We start from the raw sequence: 15,528 nt of genomic DNA, 5'->3' as shown, positions 1-15,528 counted from the left end.
GCATATGAGCAAGAACATCGTCGTGATTGGCACCCAGTGGGGTGACGAAGGCAAGGGCAAGATCGTGGATTGGCTCGCCGAGTCCGCCCAGGGGGTCGTGCGCTTTCAGGGCGGGCACAACGCCGGCCATACGCTGTGGATCAATGGCCGAAAGACCATCCTGCGCCTGATCCCATCGGGCATCATGCATCCCCACGTCACCTGCTATGTGGGCAATGGCGTGGTGCTGTCGCCCGAGGCCTTGCTGGCCGAGATCGGCGAGCTGGAAGCCGCTGGCCTGGACGTGCGTTCGCGCCTGCAGATTTCCGCTGCCTGCCCGCTGATCCTGCCGTATCACGTGGCGCTGGACCAGGCCCGGGAAGCCCGCAAGGGCGAGGGCAAGATTGGCACCACGGGGCGCGGCATCGGTCCCGCCTACGAGGACAAGGTCGCCCGCCGCGCCTTGCGCGTTCAGGATCTCTACGATCCGGTCGTGTTCGATGAAAAACTGGCTGAAGTCCTGGATTATCACAACTTCGTCCTGACCCAGTATCTGGGCGCCAAGGCCGTCGAGGCCAGCCAGGTGCGCGATCAGGTGATGGCGCTGGCGCCCCAGCTCGAACCCATGGTGGCCGACGTCTCCAGCAACATCCATATCGCTCGCAAGGCAGGCCACAACCTGCTGTTCGAGGGCGCCCAGGGCACCTTGCTGGATATCGATCACGGCACCTATCCTTTTGTCACCAGCAGCAATTGCGTGGCGGGCGCCGCCGCCGCCGGTACGGGGGTCGGTCCGCAGGCGCTGGACTACGTGCTGGGCATTGCCAAGGCCTACACCACGCGGGTCGGGTCCGGTCCGTTCCCCACCGAGCTGCTGGACGATACTGGCTTGCGGCTGGCCACGGTCGGCAAGGAATTCGGCTCCGTCACCGGGCGTCCCCGCCGCTGCGGCTGGTTCGATGGTGCCGCCATGAAGCGTTCGGTCATGATCAATGGCCTGACGGGCCTGTGCATCACGAAACTGGACGTGCTCGACGGTGTCGAGCAGATCAAGATCGGGGTGGGCTATCGCTACAAGGGTCAGTTCCTGGACGTGCTGCCCTATGGCGCGCATGCTGCGGCCGAAGCCGAACCCGTACTGGAAGAAATGGCCGGCTGGTCGGAATCCACGGTGGGCATCACCGAATACGACAAGCTGCCGATCAACGCCCGGCGCTACCTGGAACGCATTGCCGAAGTCTGCGACGTCCCGATCGACATGGTCTCGACCGGTCCGGACCGGCTGGAAACCATCGTGCTGCGTCATCCCTTCCAAGGCTAAAAGGACAAGGATAGAAACATGAGCATTCCGCCGAGCACCGACCGCGACCTCTGGGTCAGCTGGGAACAGTATCACGCGTTGATCGAGCGCCTGGCCCTGCAGGTGCATGAATCGGGATGGGCATTCGACAAGATCCTGTGCCTGGCGCGCGGCGGCGTGCGGGTGGGCGACGTGCTGTCGCGCATCTTCGACGTGCCGCTGGGCATTCTGGCCACCAGCAGCTATCGCGAGGCTGCCGGCACGGTGCAGGGGCAACTGGACATCGCCCAGTTCATCACCATCACGCGCGGCACGCTGGACGGCAAGGTCCTGCTGGTCGACGACATGGTGGACACCGGCCTGACCTTCAGCCGGGTGCACGATCATCTGCTCAAGCAATTCCCCGGCATTACGGAAATGCGCACTGCAGTACTCTGGCAAAAGGGCCATGCCCAGGTCCAGCCGGATTACTACGTGGATCAGCTGCCCACCAATCCCTGGATCCACCAGCCCTTCGAAGACTATGACAGCCTGCGGCCTCATCAGCTGGAGTCCTGGATCCGCAAGGGCGTGCGTTCCGCATATCCCGATGCAAAGGCGTAGATTCCCAGCCTGATTCGTGCTAGAATCTTCTGCTGTCTTATATGGATATTTTCCTTTAACCCAACCGTGGATGCACCGGATCTTTAACGGTTTCCGACATTCATGCTTTTTACAGGCTATCAAGGATTTACATGCCGATTGTCCGCCTCAAAGAAAACGAGCCCTTCGAGGCTGCCCTGCGGCGCTTTAAGCGCACCATCGAAAAGACCGGCCTGCTGACCGAACTGCGTTCGCGCGAATTCTACGAGAAGCCCACCGCCGAACGTAAGCGCAAGCTGGCCGCTGCCGTCAAGCGCCACTACAAACGCATTCGCAGCCAACAACTGCCGCCGCGACTCTATTGATTGATTCCTGAATCCTTCATCCAGGAACTGCTGGCGCGCGTAGATATCGTCGATGTTGTCGGCCGGTATGTGCAGCTGCGCAAAGGGGGCGCAAACCTGCTGGGTTTGTGCCCTTTTCACACTGAAAAATCGCCGTCGTTCACGGTCAGTCCCACGAAGCAGTTCTATCACTGCTTTGGCTGCGGCGCCCATGGCAGCGCCATTCATTTCCTGACCGAGCACACCGGAGCGCCATTTCCGGAAGCCGTGCGCACGCTGGCTGCCAGCGTCGGTCTGACTGTTCCCGAGGAACCTCGCACTCCGCGCCAGCGGGCTGCCGAGCGCGAACGCCGCGAGGAAGGGTCCCGCCAGCGCGACGTGCTGCAGCAGGCACAGGCCCACTACCGGGCCGCCCTGAAGCAGACGCCCCAGGCGATCGCCTACCTGAAAAAGCGCGGGCTCAGCGGTGAGATCGCGGCCCGCTATGGCCTGGGATGGGCGAGTGCCGACCGTCGCGGCCTGGCTGCGGTATTCGAGCACTACGAAGACCCTGCGCTGCTCGAGTCCGGCTTGGTGATCGAGGCCGAGGACGGCCGCCGTCACGACCGCTTCCGGGGGCGGGTGATGTTCCCCATCCTGAATGGTCGGGGGCAACTGATCGGCTTTGGCGGTCGGCTGATCGAGGCGGGCGAGCCCAAATACCTGAATTCGCCCGAGACCAGCCTGTTTTCGAAGGGGCACGAGCTCTATGGCCTGCACGAGGCGCGCGCCGGCATCCGCAGCGAAGGCTGTGTGCTGGTCGTCGAGGGCTACATGGACGTGGTGGCGCTGGCGCAGTTCGGCTTGAACAACGCCGTGGCGACGCTGGGCACGTCTACGACCAGCAACCATCTGCAAAAGCTGTGTCGGGCCAGCGACCGCATCATCTTCAGCTTTGACGGCGATGGGGCGGGGCGCAAGGCGGCCTGGCGGGCCTTGCAGGCGTGTCTGCCGTGGGTGGCCGAAGACGTCGCCATGCGCTTTTTGTTTCTGCCGGACGGCCAGGATCCCGATTCCTACGTGCGGGCCTATGGGGTGCAGGCATTGCGGGCCTGCCTGGACGAGGCTCTGCCGCTGTCGCGATTCATGCTCGAAGAGCTGGCGGCGCGCCATGATCTGCGCGAGGCCGAAGGCCGCGCCGCCTGCGTGCACGAGGCGCGGCCTCTGTTCGCGCAGATGCCCGAGGGCGGATATCGCCTGCAGGTCGAGCGCGAGTTCGCCCAGCAGGTGCGTCTGACGCCGGACGAACTCAGCCTGATGCTGGCCAGCGGGCCGGCGGGGCCTGCCGGGGCTGCGCCCGCCGCCGATTTTCGGCGTCCGGACAGCCCAATGCCGGCTGTGTCGGATCGGCGGGCACCGGATACGGCGCCGGACGACTGGCAAGTCCCCGGCATGCCGCAGGATGAGCCCCCTTGGATGAGTGCCGCATTCGGCCAGGGAGGCGGCGTTTCGCCTGGCCGGCCGGCGACTGGCCGGGCGCGGCGCGGCCGCACGGGCCAGGCCCGGACCGTCACGCCCCTGGCGCGGCGTTTGCTGCGCCTGTTGCTGGCGCATCCCGCCTTGGTGGATGGCCTGGGGGACCAACAGCTTGAATTGTTGGCCCACCATCCCCATCTGCAGTTGGTGCGGGAATTGATCGGTCTGGCCAGCTCCTGCGGCGGCCGGCATGCCGGCGCGCTGCTGGAGGCCGCCGATCCGGATTCGGATCTGGCTGCCGCCATCCAGGATCTGTCCACGGAAGTCCTGACGCAGGAACTGCCCGATCCGCAGGCGGAATGGCGAGATGCCTTGCGGCATATCGAATTGCAGGCCGTGCAGGAACAATGCGACCGTCTGATCGCGGCGGGGCTGGCGGATGAGGCGCAGCGCCGGCGATATCAGGATCTCAGCCGCCGCTTGGCCCGGCTGAAGACGCCGACGGGATGAATCTTCCTGTCAAGTGCAGTAAACTACATGGTTTTCAATAAGTTGAGCGCCTTCAACAGAATTGTCGACCCGGAATGTTGCCTCAATCGGCTTTAGGGCCGAGCGGCAACGAAACTGAGAACGGAAAGAGCACATGACCCAAGCAACTGGCAAAACCCCTGCGGCTGCCAAAAAAACGGCTGCCAAGAAAACCAAGGCCCAGAGCGCCGAGCTCGAATCCGTGGTCAAGGCGGCCAGTGTGACGGCGCCCGTGGCGAAAAAGGCCAGCAAGCCCGCAGCCAAGAAAACCACTAAAAAAGCGGCGGCCGAACCTCGTGCGCCGAAAGTTCCCAGTGGGCGCAAACCCGGGCGTCCGGCAAAGAACGCCAACAACGACGGCGCCGACTACGTGGACGACGATGCGGACGGTGGTGAAGTCATCCCCGATCTGAAGCCCCTGCCCAAGCGCGGCGGCAAGCGCGCCAAGGGCGAGAAGGAAAGCCCCTCGCGCAGCCAGATGACCCCCGAGGAACAGGAAGCCCGGCGCAATCGCCTGAAGATCCTGATCAAGCTGGGCAAGGATCGTGGCTACCTGACCTATGGCGAAATCAACGACCACCTGCCCGACGATCTGGTCGATGCCGAAGCCATCGACGGCATCATCAGCACCTTCAGCGACATGGGGATCTCGGTCTACGACCAGGCCCCCGACGCCGAAACCCTGCTGATGAGCGATAACGTGCCCTCGGCCACCAGCGACGACGACGTCGAGGACGAGGCCGAGGCCGCGCTGACCACGGTGGACTCCGATTTCGGCCGCACGACGGACCCGGTGCGCATGTACATGCGCGAAATGGGCACGGTCGAACTGCTCACGCGCGAGGGCGAAATCGAAATCGCCAAGCGCATCGAGGATGGCCTGAAGCACATGGTCATGGCGATCGCCGCCTGCCCGACGACGGTCAATGAGATCCTGGAACACATCCGCAAGGTCCGCGAGGGTACCGCCCAGATCGACGAGGTCGTGGACGGCCTGATCGACGACGAAGGCGAGGACTACGCCGGTTCCGGGGTCACGTCGGATGACGACGACGGCCCGGCCGGCGGCATGAGCAGCAAGCAGCTGGAATACCTGCGCACCAAATCCCTCAAGAAATTCGACCTGGTCGAGTCCTGGTTCGAAAAGATGCGCCTGGCCTTCGAGGGCGAGGGCTACAAATCCCCGGCCTACATCGAGGCCCGCGAGGCCATTCACGCCGAATTGCTGGGTGTGCGCTTTACGGCGAAAATGGTCGAACGACTGGCCGATGCCCTGCGCGCCCAGGTCGCCGAGGTTCGCACCCACGAACGCGCCGCCATGGCGATCTGCGTGACCCGGGCCGGCATGCCTCGCACGCATTTCATCAAGGCCTTCCCCGGCAACGAGACCAACCTTGACTGGGTGACCGAGGAAATCGCCGCCGGCCACGATTATTCCGACACCCTGGAACGCCATGCGCCTGCCGTGCTGGAAATCCAGCAGAAGCTGATCGAGCTGCAACGCAGCGTCGTGCTGCCGCTGAAGGACCTGAAGGACGTCAACAAGCGCATGGCCACGGGCGAAGCCAAGGCCCGCAAGGCCAAACGCGAAATGACCGAGGCCAACCTGCGCCTGGTGATTTCCATCGCCAAGAAATACACCAATCGCGGGCTGCAGTTCCTGGACCTGATCCAGGAAGGCAACATCGGCCTGATGAAGGCCGTGGACAAATTCGAGTACCGTCGCGGCTACAAGTTTTCCACCTATGCCACTTGGTGGATTCGTCAGGCCATCACGCGTTCCATCGCCGACCAGGCCCGTACGATCCGGATTCCGGTCCACATGATCGAGACGATCAACAAGATGAACCGGATCAACCGCCAGATCCTGCAGGAGACCGGGGCCGAGCCCGATCCCGCCACCCTGGCGCAGAAAATGGACATGCCGGAAGACAAGGTCCGCAAGATCCTGAAGATCGCCAAGGAACCCATCTCCATGGAAACGCCCATCGGCGACGATGACGATTCCCACCTGGGCGACTTCATCGAGGACACCGGTACGCTGTCGCCGTCGGAGTCGGCCCTGCATGGCTCCATGCAGGATGTCGTCAAGGAGGTCCTGGATTCGCTCACCCCGCGCGAGGCGAAAGTCCTGCGCATGCGCTTTGGTATCGAAATGAGCACCGACCAGACCCTGGAAGAGGTCGGCAAGCAGTTCGACGTCACCCGCGAGCGCATCCGCCAGATCGAGGCCAAGGCCCTGCGCAAATTGCGCCACCCCAGCCGGGCGGACAAACTGAAGTCCTTCCTGGAAGGTCAGTAAACACGCCGTCTGCGGATATCGCAGGACACGACAGGCCGCCCCTTGGGGCGGCCTGTGTCATTTCAGCCGGCGATACAAGGTGCTGCGATGGATGCCCAGGCGGCGGGCGGCCAGGGCCATATTGCCGGCGCATTCCTGAAGGACGCGCCGGATGGTGGCCTGTTCGACTTCGCGCAGGGGGGCGTCCATGGCGGCCGAAGGGGGTGTCGCGTATGTCGGGGCCGGCTCGGCGGGATGGGCGGCAATCGGGGCGCCGGGGTGGTCGATGCCCAGATCTGCCGGCAGTTGGCCGGGCCGGATGGCGTCCGGCCCTGGATATTGGCACTGCAGCCGTCGCAGGACGCTGCGCAGTTCGCGGTAGTTGCCTGGCCAGACGTGGCGGGCCAGCACGCCGGCGGCCTCGGGGGTGAGCCGCCCGCCCAGGGCCTGGTATTGCGCGATGATGAACCCCGCCAGGTCGGGATGGTTGCGCAGCGGAGGCAGCGCCAGGGGCATGTCCTGCAGCCTGTAGTACAAGTCCGCGCGAAACAGGCCCCGGGCCACCAGGGCCTTGAGGTCCTGGTGACTGGCGCTGATCAGCCCGAAATCCAGGGGCAGCCGTTTTTCCGATCCCAGGGGCTGGACTTCGCGTTCCTGCAGCACTCGCAGCAGCCGGGTCTGCAGGCCCAGCGGCATGTCGCCGATTTCGTCCAGGAAGAGCACGCCCTGATGCGCCTGGCGCAGCAGCCCGCGCGCGCCTTCGCGCCGGGCCCCCGTGAAGGCGCCGGCCTCGTAGCCGAACAATTCAGATTCGATCAGGTGTTCGGGCAGGGCGGCGCAGTTGATGGCGATGAATGCGCCCTGGCGGCGGCCGCTGCTGGCGTGGATATGGCGCGCCAGGACTTCCTTGCCGGTGCCGGTTTCGCCTTGCAGCAGGACGGCCAGACCGTTGTCGACTGCCCGGATGCCCTGTTCCAGCAGCGGACGGTGGATGGTGTCGGGTTGCGGCAGGGTGTCTGGAGCGGGGCTGGGGGCGCTGCGGGGTTTGGGGACGTCGAATGACACCAGCGCCCGGGTGGGCGTGTGCAGGCTGCCTGTCAGGATCTGGCCATCGCGACGGCGCAGCCGGCTGCTGCGGGCTTGCAGGGCGCCATCTATCCATTGCGAGCAGGGGGTGCCGATCAGTTGCCAATCAGTGTTCAACGCGCGCAGGGCGGCCTCGTTGGCCCCTGCGATCCGGGCGTCGTCGTCCAGCAGCAGGATGGCCGGCCAGGCGTCCGGAGCAGACTGTTCGCCTGGATAGAAGTCCAGGCGGCGCAGCGGGCTGTCGATCAGGATCTGGTTGCTGATGCCCTGGGCCAGCCGCTGGACCAAGGACAGGACATAGTGGTGGAGTGCGTCGGCCGGCCCGGAAAGGTCCAGCACCCCCAGGATGCCGCCCGAGGCAGACAGGATCGGGGCCGCGTGGCAGCTGAGGATGCTGTTGCGGGCCAGGAAGTGTTCTGCTCCGTGAACGCGGACGGCGCGCCCGTCGTGCAGTGCGGTGCCGATGGCGTTGGTGCCGCGCTGGGTTTCGGCCCAGCTGACCCCGGGCAGCAGTGCGACGCGCTGAGCTTTGTTCAGGAAGCCGGGGTTGCCGCGTTCGTGCAGAATCAGGCCGCTGGGGTCGGCCAGCAAGGCGATGCCGTTGGTGGAACCTGCCAGGGCTCCCAGGGCGCAGAGACTGGGTTCCGCGTGGCGCAGCAGCAGGCGATGGGCTTCGATGCGTATGCCGAGATCGGCGCGGGGCAGGGGCGCTGCATCGGCCAGCAGCTGCGGGTCGAGGTCGGCGCAGCGCGCCCACGACTGGTGGATGCGGGTCGAGGCCTGAGCGCGGGTGTCAGGTGTGATGACCAGTGGCGATGAGTGCTGCATGGGCGTCTCCGTCCGGATCGCGATGCGGGTGACGCAATCTGATGCATCGCTGTCGCAAAATGCAGGGACAAGTGTCGCAAAATGCGACAAGCCCCTGTTTTTAAAGCAGGTTCTGGTTCAGTATGCCACTGCTGCGGACGTAAGGAAAGCCCAGTGTCTCAGGGGGCTCCGGCCTCTTGGCAATGGCTTCGCGCACAGGGTGGGATCGTACTTGGCATGGACTTTGCTTGATCTTCATCAGGTGCCGGTGCATGGTGCCCCGGACAAACGGCGCCCCGGCAACGGGACAAGCGCCCCCGAATCAAGGAGACAGACATGGACATGACCGACCTGAAGCACTTTGGGATCGACATCGGCTTTCCCTACAAGAAACACTACGAGAACTACATCGGCGGGCGCTGGGTGGCGCCGGCCGCCGGCAATTACTTTGACAATCTGTCGCCCATCACCGGCCAGGTGTTCTGCGAAGTGCCGCGATCCGATGCCGCCGACGTCGAGGCCGCCCTGGATGCGGCACACGCCGCCCGCAGGGCCTGGGGCGAGACTTCGGTGGCCGAGCGCGCCGGTGTGCTGCTGCGCGTTGCCGACCGCATGGAACAGAATCTGCGTCTGCTGGCGGTGGCCGAGACCATCGACAACGGCAAGCCGTTGCGCGAGACCATGGCGGCCGACCTGCCCCTGGCCATCGACCACATGCGCTATTTCGCCGGCTGCATCCGCGCCCAGGAAGGCGGCATTTCCGAGATCGACAACACGACGGTCGCCTATCATTTCCACGAGCCCATGGGCGTGGTCGGCCAGATCATTCCCTGGAACTTTCCGCTGCTGATGGCCGCCTGGAAGCTGGGCCCCGCGCTGGCCGCAGGCAACTGCGTGGTCATGAAACCGGCGGAGCAGACCCCGGCCTCGATTCTGGTGCTGATGGAACTGATCGGCGACCTGCTGCCTCCGGGCGTGCTGAACATCGTCAACGGCTTTGGCAGGGAAGCGGGGGCTGCCCTGGCGTCCAGCAAGCGCATCGCCAAGATCGCCTTCACCGGGTCCACGCCGACCGGCAAGCACATTCTGCATGCTGCCGCCGACAACCTGATCCCCAGCACGGTGGAATTGGGCGGCAAGAGCCCGAACATCTTCTTCGCCAATGTCATGGATCAGGATGACGCATTTTTCGACAAGGCGCTGGAAGGCCTGAGCATGTTCGCACTGAACCAGGGCGAGATCTGCACCTGCCCGTCGCGTGTCCTGGTCCAGGAATCCATCTACGATCGCTTCATCGAACGTGCGGTCAAGCGTGTGGAATCCATGAAGGCCGGCAATCCCCTGGATGCGGGCACCATGCTGGGCGCCCAGGTCTCGCGGGCACAGATGGACAAGATCCTGGGCTACATCGATATCGGTCGCGGCGAAGGCGCTCGCTGCCTGACCGGTGGTGCGCGCAATGCGCCGGGTGCCGGCCTGGACGAGGGCTTCTACGTCAAGCCGACGCTGCTGTTCGGCGAGAACAGCATGCGGGTGTTCCAGGAGGAAATCTTCGGCCCTGTGGCAGCGGTGACGACCTTCAAGGATGAAGAGGAAGCCATCGCGATCGCCAACGATACCGATTATGGCCTGGGGGCCGGGGTGTGGACGCGCGACGGGTCCCAGGCCTACCGCGTGGGTCGGCAGGTCCAGGCTGGCCGGGTGTGGACGAACTGCTTTCACCTGTACCCTGCGCATGCCGCTTTCGGCGGCTATAAGCAGTCCGGCATCGGGCGTGAAACCCACAAGATGGCGCTCGCCGCGTACCAGCAGACCAAATGTCTGCTGGTCAGCTACAGCCCCAACGCACTGGGCTTCTTCTAAGCCGAGACCCGCAGCCGGAAATCCCGGGGGGATTGTCCGGCTGCCTTGCGAAAGAATCGTGTGAAGTGCGCCGGTTCCGAGAACCCCAGCGCGTCGGAGATCTCGCTGACCGTCATCGAGGTATAGACCAGGCTGCGGCTGGCTTCCAGGGCCAGGCGTTCGTGGATCAGCTGCAGCGGGGTCTTGCCGGCGTGGGTTCGGGTGACCAGGTTCAGGTGAGTGGTGCTCAGGCCCAGCTGCCGGGCATACCAGGCGACCGTGTGCTGGCGGCTGTGAGCCCGTTCCAGCAGTTCGCCGAACCGGGCATAGTGCTGCAGGCCCCGGGCGGCCTGGGGCGGCTGCGTCCCGTCGGCTGTGCGGCTGCGCAGGCGGGTGTAGAGCAGGGTCAGCCAGGCCTCGATCTGGGCTTCCCGGAACGGCTGCCGCGCAGCATACTGGGCATTCAGGTGGGCGCAGGCCTCGTGCAGGCCGGCGCTGTGCTCGCCGGATAGAAATTGATGCAGCACGGGGTGCGGCGGCGGCGTCGCTGCCGTGCCCAGGCGCTGCGCCAGCTGCGTCAACAGCACGTTGGTGATCGTGATCACGTGGCCGGTGCAATCGGCGTCGAACTCGAAACCATGCACGTAGGCCTGGGGCACCTCGACCGCTGCCGGCCCTTCGATGATCGGCCGATCCTGATCCAGGCTGACAATGGCCCGCCCCCGATGCAGGTACAGAATCTGATACAAACCGGCATGACGGTGCGGCCGGATATGCCAATTGTGCAAGCGGCTGCGGGATGCAATCGTTTCGCAGTGCAGCATCTCCGCCAGGGGCCATCCGGCTTGTTCGCCGTACAGCTGAAAGAGGGGGGCAGTCTGGAAATAGTTCATATGGGCAATTTTATGCTTGAAAAGTCCATTCCCAAATCAGCGTTTGGCATTCACCATGAGGCCTGTGCCGGATGACTGAGCGCCAGGGGGCGCCGAATCCGGGCGGAGGAGAATCAGAATCATGAAAACACAGGTCGCCATCATCGGCGCGGGGCCTTCGGGGCTGCTGCTGGGTCAGTTGCTGCATCGCTGTGGCATCGACAACGTCATCCTGGAACGCCATACCCCGGATTATGTCCTGGGGCGGGTACGGGCGGGGGTGCTGGAATACGGTTTCGTCAACCTGATGCGAGAGGCCGGCGTATCGGCGCGCATGGACGCAGAAGGGCTGGAGCACGATGGCTTCACGCTGGCCTTCCAGGGGCACCGGCAGCGGGTCGACATGATGGCCCTGACGGGCAAGTCCGTGCTGGTCTACGGGCAGACCGAATTGACGCACGACCTGATGGATGCCCGCCGAGCCAGCGGCGCGCCGATCTACTACGAGGCCACCGACGTGCAGCTGCACGACTTTCTGGACGGCAAGCCGCGCGTCACCTTCATGCACGAAGGGCAGCGCAAGACGCTGGATTGCGACTACATCGCAGGCTGCGACGGCTTTCATGGCGTGTCGCGCCAGTCCGTGCCGCAGGACCGCATCAAACACTTCGAGCGTGTCTACCCCTTTGGCTGGCTGGGATTGCTGACTGAAACGCCGCCTGTCGAAGATGAACTGATCTATGTCCACAATCCGCGCGGCTTTGCCCTGTGCAGCATGCGTTCGCATACGCGCAGTCGCTACTACCTGCAATGCAGCCTGGCCGAGCACGTCGAGGAATGGTCCGATGATCGCTTCTGGACCGAGCTTTCGGCCCGCCTGCCCGAGGACGTGGCGGCCAAGCTGCAGACCGGGCCGTCGTTCGAGAAAAGCATTGCGCCGCTGCGCAGTTTCGTGGCGGAACCCATGCGCTTCGGCCAGCTGTTCCTGGTGGGTGACGCCGCGCACATCGTGCCGCCCACCGGCGCCAAGGGCCTGAACCTGGCTTCCAGCGACGTCTATACCCTGTATCACGCCTTGCGCGGCGCCTGCCTGGACAATCGTCCCGAACTGCTGGACCGCTATTCGGAGATCTGCCTGCGCCGCATCTGGAAGGCAGAACGCTTCTCCTGGTGGATGACTTCGTTGCTGCATGCCTTCGATGGGGATGCATTCAGCCAGCGCATCCAGCAGGCCGAACAGGACTACTACACCAGCACACACGCAGGTCTGACCACCATTGCGGAAAATTACGTGGGCCTGCCCTACGAGCCGGTGGTCTGATCGCTGCCCAGCGTCCGGCGCCGGAAGTCCTTGGGCGACAGGCCGGCCAGGCGCTTGAAAAAGCGCGTGAAATAGCCGGGGTCGGAAAAACCCAGCGAGTCGGCGATGGCGCTGATCGGTCGGGCGGTGTAGATCAGTTCGCGGCGGGCTTCCAGCAGCAGGCGTTCATGGATCAGTTGCAGGGCCGTCTTGCCCGCCAGCGCCTGGACGATGCTGTTCAGGTGCGCGGCCGTCACTCCCAGGCGCCCGGCGTACCAGCCTACCTGGTGCTGGCGGGAAAAATGCGTTTCGATCATCTGCGCGTAGCGCGCCAGATGCAGGCTGCCCGACGAGGTTTCCGCAGGGCTGTCGGGGCGGGGCGCATGATGGCGGTGGACCCATACCAGCAGGCTGCCCAGCAGGGCCTCCAGCAGGGGGCCGCGCTGCGGGTGGTGGGGATGGTGATATTCCCGGTCCAGCTGATCGAAGGTAAGGCTCGTGTAGCCGTCCTGCGCACCCAGTGTCAGCAGGGCCGGATCTGCCAGGGCATGCAGGCTCAGGCCGTGGCGCTGGCATAGCGGCTGCAGCAGAGCGTAGGTCAGCGTCAGGATATAGCCGCCTGCGCCGGGCTGAAAAATGAATTCATGGACGACGTGCTGGGGAATCACCACCACGTGCCCGGCCGGCTCCGCGCTCAGGGCCTGGGCCTGGCCATCGAGCACGACGGTCGCGTTGCCCGATTGCAGGAACAGGATCTGGAACAGATCTGCGTGCTTGTGGGCCGTGACATGCCAATTGTGCAATTTTTCCTGTGCCGCGATGGTCTCGCAGTACAGCGGGTCCGGCTGGGTCCAGACATTGCCGTAGCCGTACAGCTTATAGATCGGCACTGCGGTGTGGTCGTGGGCGGGCGGGGCTGGGATCAAGTCGGTCATGGCGGATCGGCCTCGGTGGCTATCCACGAAATGTACATTTTTAAGCCGTAAAAATCCATTCTCCGTCTTGCCGCCCGGCCGCATGATGGGTCCTGTCTGACATGAAGTGGCCCCGAGGCTTGTTCCGAGCCTCTGATCCCGGCATCCGGGCGGGGCGTTTTTCAAGGAGACCTCTCATGACGACGGCCCAGACCCGCGCGCGCCGGCGCGATATCCCCGGCACCGTGATCTTTGACGGCGACCTGGCGCGCATCGGCTACGCACTGAACCGCATGTGCTACAGCTTCAATGCCGCGCAGTGTCGCGCCGCCTTCCTGCAGGACGAGGAAGCCTACATGACGCGCTACCGCCTGAGCGAAACCCAGAAGGCGGCCGTGCGCAGCCGCGAGGTCCTGCGCATGATGGCGGCTGGCGGCCACCCCTACTATCTGGCCAAGCTGGCCGGCATCTTCGGCCTGGACATGCAGGACATCGGCGCTCAGCAGACCGGCATGAGCAAACAGGCATTCCAGGCGAAACTCGTCGCGGCAGGAGCATGACCATGGCATATCTCATCGGCAGCATCAGCACATCCCACGTTCCGGCCATCGGCGGCGCGCTCGCGCGCCAGAAACAGCAGGACCCCTACTGGAAGCCCTTTTTCGATGCGTACGGCCAGGCCCGCGACTGGCTGGCGCAGACACGTCCCGACGTGGTCGTCATCCTGCACAACGATCACGGACTGAATTTCTTCCTGGACAAGATGCCGACTTTTTCGGTGGGCGCGGCGCCGTCCTATCAGACGGCGGACGAGGGCTGGGGCATTCCCGCCCTGGTCGAGCCGCGCGGCTGCGTGGACCTGTCCTGGCAGATCGTCGAGACCCTGGTGGCCGATGAATTCGACATCACCACGTGCCAGGAAGCCCTGATCGACCACGCGGTGTCCCTGCCTCTGGCCCTGTTGTGGCCTGAAGGCCAGCAGTCCGGGGCCTGGCCGGTGGAAATCGTGCCGGTCTGCATCAACACGGTGCTGGCGCCGTATCCCTCGGCATCCCGCTGCTACCGTCTGGGGCAGTCGCTGCGCCGCGCCATCGAGTCCTGGGAAGACGACCGGCGGGTGCTGGTGATCGCCAGTGGCGGCCTGTCTCACCAGTTGGATGGAGAGCGCGCGGGCTTCATCAACAAGCCCTTCGACCTGCAGTTCATGGACAGCCTGGTAGACGACCCGACCTGGATCACGCAGTACTCCAACGAGGAACTGGTGGAACTCACCGGCACCCAGGGGATCGAGCTGTTGATGTGGGTGGCCGCGCGAGGCGTGCTGGACGACACGCCGGTGCGCAAACGCCATGCGCACTATCACGTGCCGATCTCCAATACCGCCACCGGCCTGCTGGTGCTGGAACCCGCCTGATTCCGGGGCCGGGGCGCGTCGCCAGACGGCTTCAGGCCGTCGGGCGGTGCCGCGCGGCCCAGTCCAGGATGTGTTCCAGGCAGGCTTCGGGCGCTTCGAAGGGCGCCATGTGGCCCGCATCCGGAATGGCGCGCAGTTCGGCGCCGGCGATTCGGCCAGCCATGTCCTCGTGCCGCGACAGGGGGCTCCAGCGGTCCAGTGCGCCACTCATGAGCAGCGTCGGGCAGGCGATTTCCGGCAGCAGGCTGCTGGCATCGGGCCGCTCGATCAGGGCCTGGATCTGGCCTGCGAAGGAATCCACCGTGGATCGCAGTACCATATCCCGCATGCGCTGCATGAGATCGGCGTTGCGACCGGTGTCTGCGGTGATCATGCCGGCCAGCCAGTCTTCGGCAATGGCGGCGATGCCACCGGCCCGGGCTGCACGAACGATGGCATGGCGCTTGTCGAGTTCGCCTTCCCCCAGGCCCTTGTAGCCGGTATTCATCAGGACCAGCCCTCGTATCCGGCTGGGGGCCTGTCGGGCCATTTCGAGGGCAACGCGTCCGCCCATGGAATGCCCCACGATGATCACCGGCCCGTCGATCTGCCGCAGGACGTCTTCCGCTGCCTGGGCCAGCGAGGTGATGCCGCTGAGACGTGCCGCCAGGACAGACCCGGTGCGCGAGAGCGGTCCGATGAAATCGGCCCAGGTGTCTGCGTCGCACAGCAGGCCGTGCAGCAGGACCCAGGCGGGGGACTCGGCGTTCGAAGTCGAAGCAGGCATGATAATCTTGGCTCGGCGCAGGGGCGGCGCCCCGGGGGGTTGTTTGAGTATTCCGATC

Annotated in this window: 13 protein-coding genes; 9 read left to right on the top strand and 4 right to left on the bottom strand. The window is 64.8% G+C overall.

Annotated elements, in window-relative coordinates; translation table 11 throughout:
- The first annotated feature begins 4 nt into the window (after positions 1-4).
- From VDP74_RS07450 to rpoD, 5 genes are all read left to right on the top strand, one after another.
- Entirely contained in the window at positions 5-1,300 is a 1,296-nt protein-coding gene (locus tag VDP74_RS07450; protein WP_322998997.1) for an adenylosuccinate synthase, read from the top strand.
- An 18-nt stretch (positions 1,301-1,318) separates the two neighbouring features.
- Positions 1,319-1,882 (top strand): phosphoribosyltransferase, encoded by a 564-nt coding sequence (locus VDP74_RS07445; RefSeq protein WP_322998996.1) that lies wholly within the window; start codon positions 1,319-1,321, stop codon positions 1,880-1,882.
- Between the two features lie 131 nt (positions 1,883-2,013).
- Positions 2,014-2,226: a 30S ribosomal protein S21 gene (rpsU, locus tag VDP74_RS07440; RefSeq protein WP_298015764.1), complete on the top strand. Its 213-nt coding sequence runs from the start codon at positions 2,014-2,016 to the stop codon at positions 2,224-2,226.
- A complete protein-coding gene (gene dnaG, locus VDP74_RS07435) occupies positions 2,227-4,170 on the top strand; it encodes a DNA primase (protein ID WP_322998995.1) in 1,944 nt (647 codons plus the stop codon). It abuts the gene before it with no gap.
- Positions 4,171-4,303: 133 nt separating this feature from the next.
- A complete protein-coding gene (gene rpoD, locus VDP74_RS07430; protein ID WP_322998994.1) occupies positions 4,304-6,490 on the top strand; it encodes an RNA polymerase sigma factor RpoD in 2,187 nt (728 codons plus the stop codon).
- A 57-nt stretch (positions 6,491-6,547) separates the two neighbouring features.
- On the opposite strand, the gene VDP74_RS07425 is transcribed toward rpoD, so the two are convergent.
- Positions 6,548-8,383: a sigma-54-dependent Fis family transcriptional regulator gene (locus tag VDP74_RS07425; RefSeq protein ID WP_322998993.1), complete on the bottom strand. Its 1,836-nt coding sequence runs from the start codon at positions 8,381-8,383 to the stop codon at positions 6,548-6,550.
- 315 nt (positions 8,384-8,698) lie between these two features.
- On the opposite strand from VDP74_RS07425, the gene VDP74_RS07420 reads away from it, so the two are divergent.
- Complete coding sequence (locus VDP74_RS07420; RefSeq protein WP_322998992.1) at positions 8,699-10,225, top strand: aldehyde dehydrogenase family protein; 1,527 nt, start codon at positions 8,699-8,701, stop codon at positions 10,223-10,225.
- Here VDP74_RS07420 and VDP74_RS07415 read toward each other — a convergent pair.
- Positions 10,222-11,097, bottom strand: a complete 876-nt coding sequence (locus VDP74_RS07415; protein ID WP_322998991.1) for a helix-turn-helix domain-containing protein — start codon at positions 11,095-11,097, stop codon at positions 10,222-10,224. The genes VDP74_RS07420 and VDP74_RS07415 overlap by 4 nt on opposite strands.
- A 121-nt stretch (positions 11,098-11,218) precedes the next feature.
- On the opposite strand from VDP74_RS07415, the gene pobA reads away from it, so the two are divergent.
- Positions 11,219-12,397, top strand: a complete 1,179-nt coding sequence (pobA, locus tag VDP74_RS07410) for a 4-hydroxybenzoate 3-monooxygenase (RefSeq protein WP_322998990.1) — start codon at positions 11,219-11,221, stop codon at positions 12,395-12,397.
- On the opposite strand, the gene VDP74_RS07405 is transcribed toward pobA, so the two are convergent.
- Positions 12,379-13,311 carry a helix-turn-helix domain-containing protein gene (locus VDP74_RS07405; protein ID WP_322998989.1) on the bottom strand — a complete coding sequence of 311 codons (933 nt, stop codon included), beginning with the start codon at positions 13,309-13,311 and terminating at the stop codon, positions 12,379-12,381. The two genes, pobA and VDP74_RS07405, sit on opposite strands and share 19 nt — an antisense overlap.
- 176 nt (positions 13,312-13,487) lie before the next feature.
- On the opposite strand from VDP74_RS07405, the gene VDP74_RS07400 reads away from it, so the two are divergent.
- The gene (locus VDP74_RS07400) at positions 13,488-13,850 is read left to right on the top strand and encodes a protocatechuate 4,5-dioxygenase subunit alpha (RefSeq protein ID WP_322998988.1); all 363 of its coding nucleotides are present in this window, start codon (positions 13,488-13,490) and stop codon (positions 13,848-13,850) included.
- Between the two features lie 2 nt (positions 13,851-13,852).
- On the top strand, positions 13,853-14,704 hold the full coding sequence (locus VDP74_RS07395) for a class III extradiol dioxygenase family protein (protein WP_322998987.1): 852 nt from the start codon (positions 13,853-13,855) through the stop codon (positions 14,702-14,704).
- Between the two features lie 31 nt (positions 14,705-14,735).
- Here VDP74_RS07395 and VDP74_RS07390 read toward each other — a convergent pair whose 3' ends face one another.
- Positions 14,736-15,470, bottom strand: coding sequence for an alpha/beta hydrolase (locus VDP74_RS07390; RefSeq protein ID WP_322998986.1), 735 nt, complete (start codon positions 15,468-15,470; stop codon positions 14,736-14,738).
- Positions 15,471-15,528: the final 58 nt, after the last annotated feature.

Origin of the sequence: Castellaniella sp., from assembly GCF_034674885.1 — a bacterium.
Taxonomy (GTDB): domain Bacteria; phylum Pseudomonadota; class Gammaproteobacteria; order Burkholderiales; family Burkholderiaceae_B; genus Castellaniella.
The sequence above is the reverse complement of the archived record's forward strand: the minus strand, read 5'-3'. Positions and strand labels throughout refer to the sequence as shown.